This is a genomic window from Natronomonas sp. CBA1123 (genome assembly GCF_009741925.1).
Lineage (GTDB): Archaea > Halobacteriota > Halobacteria > Halobacteriales > Haloarculaceae > Natronomonas.
The window spans coordinates 39,701-56,465 of sequence record NZ_WPCC01000007.1; the positions used below are offsets into that span (position 1 = coordinate 39,701).

The following is a 16,765-nucleotide window of genomic DNA, read 5'->3' on the forward strand; positions in this document are numbered from 1 at the left end:
CAGTTTATATACGAACCCGCAGCCAGAGAGCCCGTGCTCTGAACGAACGCCGGCAGTCCGCCGAGGCCGAAGTACAGCGTGAGGGCTGTCGGACGTGAGCGCTGTCGTTCGCCACTATTGAAGTGTACCCGCCGCACAACTCCGGGTATGGAACTGTTCGGAACCGCCGGGATTCGGGGCGACGCGACGACGGCAGTGACGCCGTCGCTCGCGCTCGCTGTCGGCAGCGCCGCGGCCGTCGACGGCGAGACGTTCGTCGTCGGCCGCGACGGCCGCGAAACCGGCTCGGCGCTCGCCGCAGCCGTCGAGGCCGGAATAGCAAGCGGTGGGGCCGAGGTCGTCAGGGTCGGCCGCGTCCCGACGCCGGCGCTCGCCTACGCCTCCCGGGGGCGTCGCGGTGTGATGGTCACGGCGAGTCACAACCCACCGCAGGACAACGGTCTGAAACTGTTCGTCGATGGAACGGAGTACGACCGCACGGCCGAGGAAGCGGTCGAATCACGCGTCGACGCCGGGACGGAACCGACCGACTGGAACGCGTGGGGGGATTCGACCTGCGAAGAGGTACTCGACGACTATCGCGACGCCGTCGTCGAGTACACGCGTCGAACAGTCGGCGACTGTGAAAACACGAAAATCGCCGTCGACTGCGGCAACGGGATGGCGAGCGTCGCGACTCCCCAGGTCCTCCGAGCGCTCGGTGCCGACGTCGTCGCACTCAACGCCAACGTCGACGGCCACTTCCCCGGACGCGAGTCGAAGCCCACACCCGAGAGCCTCGAAGACCTTCGGGCGTTCGTCGCCGACGGCGACTTCGAGTTCGGCATCGGCCACGACGGCGACGCCGACCGCATCGTCGTCGTCGACGAGCGGGGCGAGGTCGTCCACGAGGACACCGTCCTCGCGATGCTCGCGGGCTTTTACACCCACCAGAGCGACGCGGGAGACCCGGTCGTCGTGACGACGCCGAACGCCTCGGCGCGCATCGACGAACACGTCGAGGCACACGGTGGCCGAATCGAACGTGTCCGCCTCGGCGCGCTTCACGAAGGCGTCGCCGCCGCCGGGGAAGCGGGGACGGCCGACACTGAGGTCGTCTTCGCGGCGGAGCCGTGGAAACACGTCCACACCGATTTCGGACCGTGGATAGACGGCGTCGCCAGCGCCGCGGTCGTCGGTGCGTTGATAGCCCGCGAGGGCCTCGCCGACCTCCGAGCGCCCATCACCGAACGCCCCTACCGGAAGGTGAGCGTCGACTGCCCCGACGACCGAAAGGCCGCGACGATGGACGCCCTCGAAACCCGGCTCCCGGAGTCGTTTCCCGAAGCATCGGTCGACACCGAATACGGCGTCCGGTTGACCTTCGACGACGCCTCGTGGACGCTGGTCCGTCCCAGCGGCACCGAACCGTACGTCCGCATCTACGCCGAAAGCAACGACGTCGAGGCGCTCGTCGATGAAGTCACAGACGTCGTTACCACCGCCATCGACGACGTGTCGTAGCCCCGCCGTCGCTTTCGACGGCAAGTATTTGCGCCGTGCGGCCGAGACCCGGCGTATGGACGACAGGGAACTACTCGAAACCGCACGCGAGGCCGTCGAGCGGTCCTACGCACCGTACTCGGAGTACTACGTCGGGGCAGCCCTCGAAACCGACGACGGGTCGGTGTACACCGGCTGTAACATCGAGAACGCCAACTACTCGAACAGCGTCCACGCCGAGGAGTTGGCGCTGTCGAAAGCCGTCGAGGACGGCCACCGGGAGTTCGAAGTAGTCGCGGTCAGTTCGGACCGCCGGGACGGCGTCACACCCTGTGGGATGTGCCGACAGTCGCTGTCGGAGTTCTGTGCCGCTGATTTCCGCGTTATCTGTGAGGGTGAGGATGGGCCGACAACGTACACGCTCGGTGAACTGCTCCCGAACACCATCACGATGGAGCATCTCGAATGACCGGGGGAAGCGAGGACCCGAACGACGACGAGCAGTATCATGTCGAACTCGCCGATGGGGATATCGAGGGGCCGGTACTCCTCCCGGGCGACCCAGACCGCGTCGAAATCATCGCGGACTGCTGGGACGAGTACCGCGAGCGGGCGTCCCACCGCGAGTACCGAACGCTCGCCGGAACCTACGACGACGAACCGCTCGCGGTCACGTCGACCGGAATCGGCTCGCCATCGGCCGCTATCGCCGTCGAGGAACTCGCCCGCATCGGCGCCGAGTCGTTCATCCGGGTCGGCTCCTGTGGCGCCATACAGGAAGAGGCGTCCGTCGGTGACCTCGTCATCACGACGGCGGCGGTCCGACAGGAGGGGACGAGCGACGAGTACGTCCGCGAGGAGTATCCGGCGGCCGCCGACGACGAGGTCGTCACGGCGCTCGTGACTGCCGCCGAGCGCCTCGGATACGACTACCACCTCGGCGTCACCTGCTCGACGGACTCGTTTTACGCCGGCCAGTCACGGCCGGGATTCGAGGGGTTCCGTGCCGCCGGGGCCGAGGAGCGAATCGAGGAACTGCAAGAGGCAGGGGTCCTCAACTTCGAGATGGAAGCCAGCGCCATCCTCACGCTTTCGAGTCTGTACGGACTCCGAGCCGGAGCCGTCTGTACCGTCTATGCCAACCGCGTCACCGGCGAGTTCAGAACCGAGGGCCAGCGGAAGGCCGCGGAAACCGCCTCACTCGCGGCGGCGCTGTTGTCGAAAATGGACCGGAAGAAATCCGAGGCCGGTGTCGACCACTGGCATGCGGGGCTGTCGCTTTCGGAGTAAATACCAATACGAAAGCATCCGCGAGGCGCGCGGAGCTCGCCGAAGCGGTTCCGCCGCGCGACCGAAGGGAGCGCGGGACCGAGGCCCGACTGTAAGGAGGGCCGACGTGTCTTTTTCATCGACGTTTTTCCCGGCGCGCGGAGCGCGCCGTGGAAAAAGGTCGTTTTACATGTCCGGGAACGCTTTCGCGGCGTCGGCAAACCCGTTGACCGTCTTAATCCAGCGTGCGGCGACGGTCTTCTTCAGCGCCTTCGCGGCGGGGCCCCCGAAGGTGTCGACGGGCAGGCCCTTCACGTCGTGGGCAACGGCCTTGCTGCCGACGGAGATGAGCGTCCCCTTGTCGTCGTAGGTCCACTCCTTCAGCGGCTGGCCGCGGATGGTGCGGGCGATGTTCTCGCCGGCGACCTCGGCGGCCTGCCAGGCGGCCTGTGCGGTCGGCGGTGCGGGCTGTTCCTGGCCGGGCTGGTCGATGAGTGCGGCGTCACCGAGGGCGAAGACCCGCTCGTCGGAGGTCTGGAAGTTCGAAGCGGATTCGATGCGGTTACTGCGCTCGTCTTTGTCGACTTCGGCCGTCTCGGCAGCGTCTTGGCCGGTGATGCCACCGGTCCACAGCAGCACGTCGTAGTCGAGTTCCATCTCGTCGCCGACGTAGACGGTTTCCTCGTCGACCTCGCCGATGAACTCGCCGGTGTGAATCTCGACGTCCTTCTCCTCCAGCAGTTTGCGGAGTTTCGCCTGCACGACGGGGTCGTTGTTCGGGAAGACGTTGTCGAGCCCCTCGACGAGGTGGACGTCGAGTGGGGCGCGGTGTTTGTCGCGGAATTCCGCGATTTCGCCGGCCGACTGGATGCCGGAGAGGCCGGCACCGCCGACGATGACCTGTGCGGGGTCGTTCCGGGAGGCCTCCCGGGCGGCCTCGGTGATGGCCTCGTGGATTTCGAGGGCGTCGTCGAGTGACTTTAGCGTCAACGAGTGTTCCTTGAGACCGTCGATGCCGAAGAAGGCAGTCTGGGAGCCGAAGCCGACGAGGAGGTAGTCGTAGTCGATGGTGGAGTCGTCGTCGAGCGTAATCTGGCGGTCCTCGGTGTCGATTGCCTCGACGCGGCCCTGTACGAACCGGGTCGAGGGCGATTTGATTTCCGACACCGAGAACGTGATTTTCTCCTGTACCTCGGGGTTACGGATACAGCGGTGGGATTCGTGGAGAACGAGGTGGTGGTCGACGTCCGACACCCACGTAATATCCGCCTCTCCGTCGAGTTCCGATTCGAGCCGTTTGACCGCGCCGGTGCCGGCATAGCCGGACCCGAGCACGACGACGTCGTCCGTCATGTAAGGCAGTCGGGATGCCTGCGATACAAACCTGTTGGAACCGCGCGGCTGGCGAAAGTTGCCGATTCGACTTCCCTCTGGTGGTTGTGATTCGGTATCAGTGAGCAGCCTCCTCGTTTCCGGCCGGGGCCTCCATCTTGTCGATGGTGAGGATGAGGCTGTTGTTCGTGTCGTCTTTGCCCTCGATGGTCCCGGCGATGAGGAGCCGCGACAGCGGGGTCGGCCCGACGGTGATGTCGTCGCCTTCGCTGAAATCGGCGATGGAGCCCTGTAGTTTGATTTCGGCACGGCACAGCTCGGGGTGGTGGACGCTCGTGAGGTCGATTTCCTGTACGTTCGCGCTCTCGATGAGTTCGCCGTTGTGTCGGAAGGGTACGTCCGCCGCCTGGTCCATCTCCTGTATCTTCAGCGCGTCGTAGGCGTTCGCCGTCGGCTTGTAGCCGCCTTTCGGGCCGGGGACGCCCTCGACCAACTGGAGCGCCTTCAGACTCTGCATCTGATTGCGAATCGTCCCGGGGTTTCTGTCTACCTGTTCGGCGATGTCTTCTCCTTTGACGGCACTTTCGGACTCACGGTGAAGGTTGATGAGCTCCTGAAGAATCGTCTTCTGACTGGGGGTGAGCTCGATTGATGACATAAGCTATCATTCGATAGTTCCGTCCTTAAACCCGACGGTGGGGGAGTGGCGTTTCGGCGGCGTTCGGTTTCCTCACGGTCGCTGACGTGAAGGGCCACTGGCGGCGGTTTTTAGACGGTCGGTACTGTACCGGTGGTATGGACCTCCGAGTAATCGGTGCGCCGATGGACCTCGGCGCGGACCGCCGTGGCGTCGACATGGGGCCGTCGGCGATTCGGTACGCCGGTCTCTCCGATGCCGTCCGAAACGTCGGGCTCTCCTACGACGACGCCGGTGACTTACCTGTCCCGCGCCCGGAAGGCCGTGATCCGAACGCCGAAACGCCGGGTGTGGGTCGAGCGAAGTACCTCCGGGAGACGCGGTGGGTGTGTCGCCGGGTCGAGAGCGCCGTCGCCGACGCCATCGACGACGGCGACCTCCCCTTGGTCCTCGGCGGCGACCACTCCATCGCCATCGGCAGCGTCGGTGGGGCGAGCGCGGACCAGGATATCGGCGTCCTCTGGCTCGACGCTCACGGCGATTTCAACACGCCGGAAACGTCGCCAAGTGGGAACGTCCACGGGATGCCCATCGCAGCCATGCTCGGTCGTGGGGCATTCGCCGAGAAGCGGTGGGCCAACGCGGACATCGACGAGGGGAACATCGCGATGGTCGGTCTTCGGGACATCGACGACGAGGAGCGTCGCGCTATCCGCGACAGCGACGTGACGGCGTTCACGATGAGCCACATCGACAACCGTGGACTCGTCCCGGTCATCGAGGACGCCATCGCCGCGGCGCTCGACGGCGTCGACGCGCTGCACGTCAGCCTCGATATGGACTTCCTCGACCCCGACGAGGCCCCTGGCGTCGGGACGCCCGTCCGTGGCGGCGTCACGTACCGGGAGGCACACGCCGCGATGGAACTCATCGCCGACACCGGTGCCGTCCGGTCGATGGAGGTGGTCGAAGTCAACCCGATTCTCGATTCCCACAACCGGACTGCGGAGTTGGCCGTCGAGTTAATCGCGAGTGGCCTCGGAAAAGTGATTCTCTGAAACGGGCCGACGCTACAGGTCGAGCATCGACGCGACCTGCTGCATGTCCTTGTCGCCGCGCCCCGAGAGGTTCACGACGATAGTGTCGTGGTCGCCCTCGTCGGCCAGTTGGCCGGCCAACGCGACGGCGTGGGCGGTTTCCAGCGCCGGGATGATGCCCTCCAACTCCGAGAGGTCACGGAACGCGGCCAGCGCCTCGTCGTCGGTGATGCCGCGGTACTCACAGCGACCGACCGCACGGAACATGGCGTGTTCCGGGCCGACACCGGGGTAATCCAGTCCCGCGGAGACGCTGTGGACCTCCACATCGTCGTCGATGACCCGGGTCTTCATCCCATGGATGACGTCCTCGTTGCCGGCCGCAAGCGGTGCGGCGTGGCGCTTCGAGTCGGCACCTTCGCCACCACCCTCACCGCCGTAGAAGTCCACGTCGTCGTCCCGGAAGGCGTGGAATAGGCCGATGGCGTTCGACCCGCCGCCGACGCAGGCAACGCAGGCGTCCGGGAGCCCACCGATTTGCTCCTTGGCCTGCTCGCGGGCCTCCTTCCCGATGACCGACTGGAATTCCCGGACCATCCGCGGGAACGGGTCGGGGCCGACGACGCTGCCGACGAGGTAGTGGGTGTCGTCCATGTTCTCGGCGAAGTCCTCTAAGGCGGCGTCGACGGCGTCGGCCAATCCGGACCCGCCGCGGGTGACTTCGTTGACCTCGGCACCCATCAGGCGCATCCGGAAGACGTTCATCTGCTGGCGCTCGACGTCTTTCTTCCCCATGTAAATCTCAGTGTCGAGGTCGAACAGTGCCCCGACCATCGCCGTCGCGGTGCCGTGTTGGCCCGCGCCGGTTTCGGCGATGATACGCTCTTTGCCCGCCTTCTTCGCCATGAGTGCCTGCCCGACCGCGTTGTTGATTTTGTGTGCGCCGCCGTGGAGGAGGTCCTCGCGTTTGAGGTAGATGTCGGCGCCGTAGGCCTCGCTGAGATTCTCGGCGTGGAACAGCGGCGTCGGCCGACCCGCGTACTGTTCGAGAACGTGTCGGAACTCGGCTTGGAACTCCTCGCTATCGACGATGTCGTCGAACGCACCGGCCAACTGTTCGAGCGGTTCGAGCATCGGTTCGGGGACGTAGCGTCCGCCGAACTCGCCGAACTCGTTGTCGTCCGCGTCTGACATGGATAGTGGTACGCACTACCGTACAAAACGGTTGCGAAGTGAACAGGGATGTCGACGATTACTCGTCGTCCGTCTCCTCGGCGGACGCTTCGTCGTCGCCGTCGTCACCGGTGTTGTCAACCACGTCGACGCCGGCGACGTGGTCGTCATCGTCGAGCCGCATCACGACGACGCCCTTCGTGTTCCGGCCGACTTCGGAGACCTCGTCGACGTGCGTGCGCATGATTTGGCCGGACTCGCTCATGATGACGAGTCCGTCGCCCGTCGAGACGGCGTTGATGGCACAGACGGGGCCGTTGCGCTCGTCTGTTTTGATGTCGATGAGGCCCTTCCCGTATCGGGACTGCTGGCGGTACTCGGTCAGGGGCGTCCGCTTGCCGTAGCCGTTCCGCGTCACCGTCAGCAGGTCGCGGTCGTCGTCGGGTTCGGCCGCGACGAGGCCGGCGACTTCGTCGCCGTCTTGGAGTTTGATGCCGTTGACACCCCGGGCAGACCGCCCCATCGGCCGGGCGTCGGCCTCGTCGAAGCGGATGGTCATCCCCCCTCGCGTCCCGATGAGCAGGTCGCCATCTCCGGTGGTGACTTCCACGTCGACCAACGCGTCGTCTTCCTCCAGTCGGACGGCACGGATGCCGCCGGAGTGGACGTTCTCGAAGTCCGAGACCGCAGTCCGTTTGACGTAGCCACCGCGGGTCGCCATCGCGAGGTAGCCGTCGTCGATGTCGTCGGTGTTGACGACAGCCGTAATCTCTTCGCCATCGTCCAAATCGAGGACGTTGACCGCCGAGGTGCCACGAGCCGTCCGACCCATCTCCGGCAACTCGAACACCTTCAGACGGTACACCTGTCCCTGATTCGTAAAGCAGAGCAGGTAGTCGTGCGTCGAGGCGGTGAACACCGTCGAGACGCGGTCGCCCTCCTTCGGGCGCGTCCCGATTATGCCCTTCCCGCCGCGGTGTTGGGTGTCGAACTCCGCAAGCGTCATCCGCTTGACGTAGTCCTCCTCGGTGACGACGACGACGACTTCCTCCTCGGCGATGAGGTCCTCGCGAGTGACCGACCCCGCGTCCTCGATGATTTCGGTTCGACGGTCGTCGCCGTACTCGGCTTTGATTTCGCGGAGTTCGTCCTTGATGACTTCTAGCAGTTCCGACTCGTCGCCGAGGATGGTTTCGAGGCGCTCGATTTCGGCCTGCACGTCCTCGTACTCGGCTTCGACCTCGCCGGCCTCCATCGAGGTGAGCGACCCCAACTGCATCCGGACGATGTGTTCGGCCTGCTCCGTCGACAGTTCGAACTCGGTCTCCAGTCCGGCGATTGCGGCGTCGCGGTCGTCGCTGCCGCGGATGAGTTCGACGACGTCGTCGACGTTTCCGAGAGCGACGAGGCGGCCTTCGAGGATGTGGGCGCGGTCTTCGGCCTCCTCGAGTTCGAACTGCGAGCGTCGGCGGACGACCTCGCGTCGATGCTCGACGAACTGTTCGAGCATCTCCTTGAGGTTCAACACGCGGGGTTGGCCGTCGACCAGCGCAAGCGAGATGACCGAGAACGTGTTCTCGAGGTGGTGTTCGAGCAGTTGGTTCTTCACCACGTCGACGTTCGCGCCGCGCTTGCAGTCGATGACCACGCGGATTCCGGTCCGGTCGGACTCGTCGCGGATGTCGCTTATGCCCTCGATTTTGCCCTCTTGGACGTCGTCGGCGATGCGCTCGATGCGGCGGGCCTTGTTCTGCTGGTACGGCATCTCGTTGATGACGATGCGGTCGCCGCCGCGGTCGGTGTACTCCACGTCGATGTCCGCACGCACGCGGAGTCGACCCCGTCCCTCCGTGTAGGCGTTCATCAACCCCTCGCGGTTGACGATTTTCGCGCCGGTCGGGAAGTCCGGGCCCTTGACGTACCCCTCGGAGTTCGGCGTGTCGATGAGGTCCGACACCGAACAGTCGGGGTTGTCGATGAGGTGGATGGAGGCGTCGATAATCTCGCCGAGGTTGTGCGGCGGGATGTTCGTCGACATCCCCACCGCGATGCCCGAAGCGCCGTTGACGAGCAGGTTCGGCACTCGCGCGGGCAGCACTGCGGGTTCGGTGAGTCGGTCGTCGTAGTTGCTCTCGAAGTCGACGGTGTCCTTCTCGATGTCCGCCAACAGTTCCTCGGCGATGGGGGCCATCCGGGCCTCCGTGTACCGCATCGCCGCCGGCGGGTCGCCGTCGACCGAGCCGAAGTTACCCTGCCCGTCGACGAGCGGGTAGCGAAGCGAGAAGTCCTGTGCCATCCGGGCGAGGGCGTCGTAAATCGCACTGTCACCGTGTGGGTGGTAGTTACCCATCGTCTCGCCGATAATCGACGAGGACTTGCGGTGGCCGGCGTGGGCGGTGACGCCCATCTCCGACATCGCATACAGGATGCGTCGCTGGACGGGTTTGAGGCCGTCTCGGGCGTCGGGCAAGGCACGCCCGACGATGACGCTCATCGCGTAGTCGATGTAGGACTGCTCCATCTCGTCTTCGATGCGCACGGGCTCTACTCTGTCTGCGGGTTCGTCCGGGGGTTCTGGTGTCTCTGAACTCATGTGTGAACTGGTGGTTTCTCGTCGTTCGGTCTCAGATGTCGACCCATTCGGCGGCGTCGGCGTGTTCCTTGATGAACTGTTTTCGTGGCTCGACGGCGTCGCCCATCAGCACCGAGAACATCCGGTCGGCCGCGGCCGCATCCTCGATGGTGACCTGTTTGAGAATGCGGTTTTCGGGGTTCATCGTCGTCTCCCAGAGCTGTTCGGGGTTCATCTCGCCGAGACCCTTGAACCGCTGGACCTGCGAGGGGTTGCCGTCACAGATGTCCTCGACGATTTCCTCGCGTTCCGCCTCGGTCATCGCGTCGTAGGTCTCGCCCTTGTACCGGATGCGGTACAGCGGCGGCTGGGAGGCGTAAACGTAGCCTGCCTCGATGAGCGGCGTCATGTGCCGATACAGGAACGTCAACAGCAGCGTCCGGATGTGGGCGCCGTCGACGTCGGCGTCCGTCATGATGATTATCTTGTGATACCGGGCCTCCTCGATGTCGAACTCCTCGCCGATACCCGTCCCGATGGCGGTGATGAGGTTCCGAATCTCGTCGTTTTCGAGGATGCGGTCGAGGCGGTGTTTCTCGACGTTGAGGATTTTCCCCTTAATCGGGAGGATGGCCTGATATTTGGGGTTCCGGCCCTGTTTTGCCGACCCGCCGGCGGAGTCGCCCTCGACGACGAACAACTCCGAATCCTCGGGGTCCCGCGTTTGACAGTCCGCGAGTTTGCCCGGGAGACTCGTCGACTCCAGTGCCGACTTCCGACGCGTGAGTTCCTCGGCCTTCTTGGCGGCCTTTCGGGCCTTCGCCGCTTCGACGGCCTTCGAGATGATGGCTTCGGCGGTGTCGGGGTGTTCCTCGAGGTACGTCGCCAACTCCTCGTGGACGGCACCCTCGACGATGCCGCGAACTTCGCTGTTGCCGAGTTTGGTCTTCGTTTGGCCCTCGAACTGCGGGTCGGGGTGTTTGACCGAGATGACCGCGGTCATCCCCTCCCGGATGTCTTCGCCTTTCAGCGTGCCTTCGAGGTCCGACAGCATGCTGTTGGAGGTCGCATAATCGTTGATGACGCGAGTGAGAGACGTCTTGAACCCCGTCAAGTGCGTCCCGCCCTCGCGGGTGTTGATGTTGTTCGCGAAGGCGTGAATCGACCCCTGAACGCCTGCAGTCGCCTGTAGGGCGACTTCGACGTGGATGTCGTCTTCCTCGTCGGCGAAGTACACCACGTCCTCGTGGAGCACGTCGCGCGTCTCGTTGAGGTACTCGACGAACTCCTTGATGCCGCCTTCGTACTCGAAGGTTGATTCGACGACTTCTTCGGGGTCCTCGGGGCGTTCGTCCCGAATCGTGATTTCGACCCCTGGGTTGAGGAAGGCGAGCTCCCGGAGTCGCGATTCGAGCGTCGAGAACGTGAACTCGGTCGTCTCGAAGATGTCGTCGTCGGGCCAGAACCGAATCTCGGTGCCCGTCTCCTCGTCGTCGGCCATGTCGCGAATCCGTTCGAGGTCGTCTTCGGGCTCGCCGTGGTCGAAGCGATGCCGCCAGACGGCGCCGTCGCGTTTGATTTCGACTTCGAGCCACTTCGAGAGGGCGTTGACGACGGAGACGCCGACGCCGTGGAGGCCGCCCGACACCTGATAGGACTTGCTGTCGAACTTCCCTCCGGCGTGGAGGACCGTCATGATGACCTCGACGGCCGGTCGGTCGTACTCCTCGTGGGTGTCGACGGGGATGCCGCGGCCGTCGTCGCTGACCGACACTGACCCGTCCTCGTTGATGACCACCTCGATGGTGTCACAGTAACCGGCGAGTGCCTCGTCAATGGAGTTGTCGACGACTTCGTAGACGAGATGATGGAGACCGCGCGTATCGGTCGACCCGATGTACATGGCCGGGCGCTTCTGGACGGCTTCGAGCCCCTCCAGTACCTGAATCTGCCCGGCGCTGTATTCACTATCCTGAGACATCTGGATACCTGTCCGTCCCTAACTCCCCACCGGGTATAAATCCCCCGCACGCGCGGGCGCGAAAGCGCGAGGAACCGGCCCTCAGTCGCTCCGTTTCGTCCACTTGGACTCTACGTCCCGGTTGGCAAGAATCGTCGTGTCGCCGTTCTCGAGCGTGAACCGACTCTTCCGGAGTTCGATGGCGGCGACGGTGCCCTCGACGCTGCCGACCGATATCCGGTCACCGACCTCGAAATCCGGGTCACGGAGGAGGTACACCCCGGCGACGGTGTCTTCTATCATCTCCGAGAGCGCATACGAGATGCCCAACGCGATGAAACCGACGGCGGTGCCGAGACTCGCCGCGAGGTCACCCAGTCCGACGATTTTCAGGAACGCCAGGCCGACGCCGAACCACATGAAGATGCCCACGACGGTGACGAACAGGTCCGCGACCAGCGACTGCCGGTCCGAGTAAATCTGCTCTAAGGACCGTCGAAGGACGGCCAAAACGACCCGGATAAGGATGTACGCGAGGGTGATGAATATCAACCCCGAGAGAATCTGTGGAATCGCCGCCTGAACGCCCGCTGCGAGTTCGGTGACCGTCCGAGCGACAGTGTCCGTCAGGAACTCCGTGGCCGTTGCCATACACCGACGGCGGCCGCCGACAGCAAAAGGGTTCGGCCGTCGTCGTTCTCCGCGGCGTCAGACGGGCGTCATCGGAGGCGTCCCTCCGCCTGCTTTCACTTTCACTCCGGTAGCGACGAGGTTTTAGGTGCCGGGGGATTCATCACAGAACGAATGACCTCGTTTCAGTCGCAACTCGGGGAGGGCGACGGTGACGATCCCGACCCCGACCCCATCGCGGAGGAGCTCGCCCGCAGCCAACGCTCCATCTCTATCGCCGAGTTCTTCGAGAAGAACAAGCAGATGCTCGGCTTCGACAGCGGGGCGAAGGCGCTCGTCACGGCCATCAAGGAGGCCGTCGACAACGCCTTAGACGCCACCGAAGAAGCCGGCATCCTCCCGGACATCTACGTCGAAATCGAGGAGGTCGGCGACTACTACCGCCTCACCATCGAGGACAACGGTCCCGGCATCACCAAAGAGCAGGTGCCGAAGGTATTCGGGAAGCTCCTGTACGGCTCGCGGTTTCACGCCCGAGAACAGAACCGCGGTCAGCAGGGTATCGGTATCTCCGCGGCGGTGCTGTACTCACAACTCACCTCCGGTAAGCCCGCGAAAATCACCTCGAAGACCAACAACGGCGGCGACGCCCAGTACTTCGAGTTGACCATCGACACCGACACGAACGAACCCGAAATCGACGTCGAGGAGGGTGCCAGTTGGGAACGTCCCCACGGAACCCGCATCGAGTTGGAGATGGAGGGCAACATGCGCGCCCGCCAGCAACTCCACGACTACATCAAATACACCGCAGTCGTCAACCCCCACGCGCGAATCGAATTCCACGAACCGAAGGAGTCGTTCAAGTTCGAGCGGGCGACCGACGACCTGCCGCCGGAGACCGAGGAGATTCGTCCACACCCCCACGGCGTCGAGTTGGGGACGCTTCTGAAGATGCTGGATGCGACTGATTCCTACTCGGTGACGGGGTTCCTGCAGGGGGAGTTCACCCGCGTCGGCCAGAAGACGGCCACCAGCGTCGCCGACAACCTCCGCGACCGTCACTACGGTCGGGAGGTCGCCTGGTCCGCACCGCAGGCCCACGAGGACGCCGACATCCGAGCGGCCGTCACCGCCGCCGTCTCGAACAAGGGCGCCGAAGCGACGAAGACACTCGCCACCAACGTCGCCGAAAGCGTCGAGGACGCCGGGCGAGTCGCCCACAGCGAGGTCGTCGCGCTGGTCGACGAACACGCCGAAGCGGTCGGCGAGGAATACGACAAGACGTTCGGGGAGACAGTTCGAGAAAACGCCGTCGAGGCAGCGTGGGGCGAGATAACCGCCGACCGACGGTCGGACCTCTACGAACTCGTCGACGACGCAACGACGAGTCGGAAGGACGATGCGGTCGTCGAGGCGATGGCCCGCCGACTGGCCGACAAGTTCGACGACCAGGAGGACCAGCGAAACCGCGTCACGCGCGACGAACTACGGGAGTTCGTCGACCGGGCCGCCGACATGACCATCGAGCGCGACGACGCCAGTTTCGGCGAGACGGCCCGCGAAAACGTCGTCGAAGCGGTCTGGTCGCAGTCGGTTCGGGTCCCCGACGAAGTGCCGAAAGTCAAAGACGTCGCCGACGACCGCGATACGGCCGCCCGACTGCTCGAAGCGATGCGAGAGACGGACATCCTCTCGCCGCCGACGGACTGCCTCGCTCCGATTTCGGAGGAACTCGTCTACGCCGGCCTCGAAAAGGAGTACGAGGCGGACTTCTACGCCTCCGCGACCCGTGACGCCGAAGTCCACGGCGGGGACCCCTTCGTCGTCGAGGCGGGCATCGCCTACGGTGGCGACCTCGAAGACGGCGGCTCCGTCGAGGTGCTCCGGTTCGCAAACCGGGTCCCCCTCGTCTACCAGCGCGGCGCCTGTGCCACCGTCGACGTGGTCAAGAACATCAACTGGCGAAACTACGGACTGGACCAACCCGGCGGCTCCGGGATGCCGAACGGTCCCGCAGTGTTGATGATTCACGTCGCCTCGACGAACGTCCCGTTCACCAGCGAGTCGAAGGACGCCGTCGCCAACATCCCCGAAATCGAAGACGAAATCGAACTCGCCTTACGGGAGGCCGCCCGCGAGTTGAAGTCGTATCTGAACAAACGCCGGTCGATGGAGAAGCGCCGCCGCAAGCAGAACGTCATCGCCGAGATTCTGCCGGAGATGGCCGAGAAGCTCTCGGAGGTCACCGACCGCGAACCGCTCGACATCGACGACTCGCTGGCCCGCATCATGAACAACGTCCTCGTCGAGCGGAGTGTCGAGGACGGGACGGTCGAACTGACCGTCCACAACCACGGTGACACGAACGTCGACCCCGAAATCACGGAAATCGTCAGTTCGGACCCAGGGGACCACGACGACGCCACCGTCGTCGAGATGGACGGCGAGTGGTTCCTGAAGTGGTCGCCGACGGTCGCGGCCGGCGACACCGCGACGCTTGCGTACGACATCGACGGCGACGCCGACTTCGACGTCTCCGTCGAGGGTATCGAAGCCGAGAAACTCACTATCAACGCCTAACATGAGCACAGACACCGACCCCGACGTGAAGGACGAACTCGCCCGCGAGCGACTCATCGAACTCGCAGCCGAGTTCTACGACCAGTTCGCCGAGGGCGACGTCCCCTCGATGCAGATACCGACCCGGACGAAGAGCAACATCGTCTTCGACGAGGACAACGACGTGTGGGTGTACGGCGACCGCCACTCGACGCGGTCGGCGAACAGCGTCCGCGGCGCCCAGAAACTCCTGAAGGCCGTCTACACCATCGAGTTCCTCGCCAACCAACTCGACGAGGACCGCTCCTCGACGCTGCGTGAGTTGTACTACCTCTCGGAGTCGTGGGACGAAGAGCGCGCACAGTTCAGCGGCCAAGACGAATCCAACCAGCTCGTCGAGGACCTCGAAATCGTCAGCGGGGTCACCCGCGAGGACTTCCACATGCGACCCGAGGAGTCCGGGGCGACCATCATGGGGCCGCTGTATCTCCGCGAACAAACCCGCCGCGGCGAACGAGAGATTCACTGCCAGAAGGACGTGGGTGAAGGTGGGTATCAGATTCCCAACAACCCCGACACCATCGAGTTCCTCGACAACGACGCCGACTTCGTACTGTGTGTCGAGACCGGTGGGATGCGCGACCGACTGGTCGAGAACGGCTTCGACGAGGAACACAACGTCATCGTCGTCCACCTCAAGGGCCAACCCGCCCGTGCGACCCGCCGCATCACGAAACGACTCCACGACGAACTCGATTTGCCGGTCGTGGTGTTCACAGACGGCGACCCGTGGTCGTACCGCATCTACGGCTCCGTCGCTTACGGCTCCATCAAGTCCGCCCACCTCTCGGAGTACCTCGCGACGCCGGAGGCGGAGTTCGTCGGCATCCAACCCGAGGACATCGTCGAGTACGACCTGCCGACCGACCCGCTGTCGGATTCGGACATCAACGCCCTCGAGAGCGAACTCGAGGACCCACGGTTCCAGAGCGAGTACTGGACCGAGCAGATAGAACTCCAACTCGACATCGAAAAGAAGGCCGAACAGCAGGCACTCGCCTCGCGGGGGCTGGACTTCGTGACCGATACCTACCTCCCCGAGCGACTCGGGGAGATGGGCGTGCTGTAATCGGCTGCACTATTTTTAGCACGGCCGCCGTGGCCGGCGCATGGACCTCCCTAGGCGTCAAGCGTTGGCCCTCATCGCTGCTGGCGGCATGCCCGCGCTTGCTGGCTGTACGCCCTGTGGTGAGACATGGACAGGTGTTGGGTTCCACGTCGAACCGACGGTCATAGAACAGACAGGTGGATGGCGCGTCAACGCACGTCTGACGGTGAACTTCGACTTCGGTCGGGACGGCTACGGCATCGCGGCGCCTGCTCTGGCACTTTTTGGCACCGACGGCGCCTTGCTGGCAGAAGCGCCGGTTGACGGTCTGATGTGGAGCGACGTTCCGGAAGACGACCGCCGGTCGGACGACTGTGGGGAGTACGCCACAGTAGAGCGTGCGGCGACGCTGGAAAGCGACCGATTCCCAGAGTGGGTTGGTCTCCGGTTCGACCGGTTCGAAAGCGGCTACGATAACCCGACAACGGTTTCAAAATATCGTGGCAAGACACCGGATGGTGACGCTTCGAGTGCGGAGTACGAACGCGTCGATTTGGAAACGGTTGGAGCGCTGTCCGAATCGGTCGAATACGGGGAGGCAACGCAGGACGTGAGGTTCGACACCGGTCGACTCACCTGTGAAAAAATCGAGGGGAATGCGGAAGCACAAACGAACGTTGACCTGTCTTTTAGTGGCCAACGAGCACTCCCCGCCGAACATTACCGCCCGTTCCTCTCGGATATGGAGTTGTCCGGTGACCAGCTGACGGCGACTATAGGTCTTCAGTCTGCCCCTCGGTTCCATCGCGGTGACTGCCTTCGGAGTTCGTGGACAGCAACGGTCGCTTTCGCGGACCGGGAGTCGATGCCGACTGCAGTCGAGGTCAAGAATCTCGATACCGACGGCGAGGTGACGGACGCGACAACACTCCACGTTGAGACTGACACACCGGAATCGTGACCGCTGGGCACACGCTTTTTTAATCCCGGAACGTAGCTTAGT

Annotated in this window: 13 protein-coding genes; 7 read left to right on the top strand and 6 right to left on the bottom strand. The window is 64.1% G+C overall.

Annotated features, from left to right (window positions below):
- Positions 1 to 147: 147 nt before the first annotated feature.
- The 3 genes from GJ631_RS05325 to GJ631_RS05335 are packed head-to-tail and all read left to right on the top strand — an operon-like array spanning position 148 to position 2,772.
- A complete protein-coding gene (locus tag GJ631_RS05325) occupies positions 148 to 1,503 on the top strand; it encodes a phosphopentomutase/phosphoglucosamine mutase (protein ID WP_156708150.1) in 1,356 nt (451 codons plus the stop codon).
- Between the two features lie 55 nt (positions 1,504 to 1,558).
- Complete coding sequence (gene cdd / locus GJ631_RS05330) at positions 1,559 to 1,951, top strand: cytidine deaminase (RefSeq protein WP_156708151.1); 393 nt, start codon at positions 1,559 to 1,561, stop codon at positions 1,949 to 1,951.
- Positions 1,948 to 2,772, top strand: coding sequence for a nucleoside phosphorylase (locus GJ631_RS05335; protein ID WP_156708152.1), 825 nt, complete (start codon positions 1,948 to 1,950; stop codon positions 2,770 to 2,772). The genes cdd and GJ631_RS05335 overlap by 4 nt, the downstream gene beginning before the upstream one ends.
- A gap of 165 nt (positions 2,773 to 2,937) precedes the next feature.
- Here GJ631_RS05335 and GJ631_RS05340 read toward each other — a convergent pair whose 3' ends face one another.
- Together GJ631_RS05340 and GJ631_RS05345 are read right to left on the bottom strand one after the other, a co-directional pair.
- The gene (locus GJ631_RS05340) at positions 2,938 to 4,104 is read right to left on the bottom strand and encodes an NAD(P)/FAD-dependent oxidoreductase (protein ID WP_156708153.1); all 1,167 of its coding nucleotides are present in this window, start codon (positions 4,102 to 4,104) and stop codon (positions 2,938 to 2,940) included.
- A 97-nt stretch (positions 4,105 to 4,201) separates the two neighbouring features.
- Positions 4,202 to 4,741: an Rrf2 family transcriptional regulator gene (locus tag GJ631_RS05345; RefSeq protein WP_156708154.1), complete on the bottom strand. Its 540-nt coding sequence runs from the start codon at positions 4,739 to 4,741 to the stop codon at positions 4,202 to 4,204.
- A gap of 137 nt (positions 4,742 to 4,878) precedes the next feature.
- Here GJ631_RS05345 and rocF point away from each other — a divergent pair, with 137 nt between their 5' ends.
- A complete protein-coding gene (gene rocF / locus GJ631_RS05350) occupies positions 4,879 to 5,778 on the top strand; it encodes an arginase (protein WP_156708155.1) in 900 nt (299 codons plus the stop codon).
- A gap of 12 nt (positions 5,779 to 5,790) precedes the next feature.
- Here rocF and trpB read toward each other — a convergent pair whose 3' ends face one another.
- From trpB to GJ631_RS05370, 4 genes are all read right to left on the bottom strand, one after another.
- Positions 5,791 to 6,951 (bottom strand): tryptophan synthase subunit beta, encoded by a 1,161-nt coding sequence (trpB, locus tag GJ631_RS05355; RefSeq protein WP_156708156.1) that lies wholly within the window; start codon positions 6,949 to 6,951, stop codon positions 5,791 to 5,793.
- A 58-nt stretch (positions 6,952 to 7,009) separates the two neighbouring features.
- Positions 7,010 to 9,523, bottom strand: a complete 2,514-nt coding sequence (gene gyrA, locus GJ631_RS05360) for a DNA gyrase subunit A (RefSeq protein ID WP_156708157.1) — start codon at positions 9,521 to 9,523, stop codon at positions 7,010 to 7,012.
- Between the two features lie 31 nt (positions 9,524 to 9,554).
- On the bottom strand, positions 9,555 to 11,483 hold the full coding sequence (gene gyrB, locus GJ631_RS05365) for a DNA topoisomerase (ATP-hydrolyzing) subunit B (RefSeq protein ID WP_156708158.1): 1,929 nt from the start codon (positions 11,481 to 11,483) through the stop codon (positions 9,555 to 9,557).
- Positions 11,484 to 11,564: 81 nt separating this feature from the next.
- Positions 11,565 to 12,113, bottom strand: coding sequence for a mechanosensitive ion channel domain-containing protein (locus GJ631_RS05370; protein WP_156708159.1), 549 nt, complete (start codon positions 12,111 to 12,113; stop codon positions 11,565 to 11,567).
- 153 nt (positions 12,114 to 12,266) lie between these two features.
- On the opposite strand from GJ631_RS05370, the gene GJ631_RS05375 reads away from it, so the two are divergent.
- Genes GJ631_RS05375 through GJ631_RS05385 form a run of 3 tightly spaced genes read left to right on the top strand, consistent with a single transcriptional unit; the run spans position 12,267 to position 16,723 of the window.
- The gene (locus GJ631_RS05375; protein ID WP_156708160.1) at positions 12,267 to 14,675 is read left to right on the top strand and encodes a DNA topoisomerase VI subunit B; all 2,409 of its coding nucleotides are present in this window, start codon (positions 12,267 to 12,269) and stop codon (positions 14,673 to 14,675) included.
- A 1-nt stretch (position 14,676) separates the two neighbouring features.
- A complete protein-coding gene (locus GJ631_RS05380) occupies positions 14,677 to 15,783 on the top strand; it encodes a DNA topoisomerase IV subunit A (protein WP_156708161.1) in 1,107 nt (368 codons plus the stop codon).
- Between the two features lie 40 nt (positions 15,784 to 15,823).
- Entirely contained in the window at positions 15,824 to 16,723 is a 900-nt protein-coding gene (locus GJ631_RS05385) for a hypothetical protein (protein WP_156708162.1), read from the top strand.
- Positions 16,724 to 16,765 lie beyond the last annotated feature (42 nt).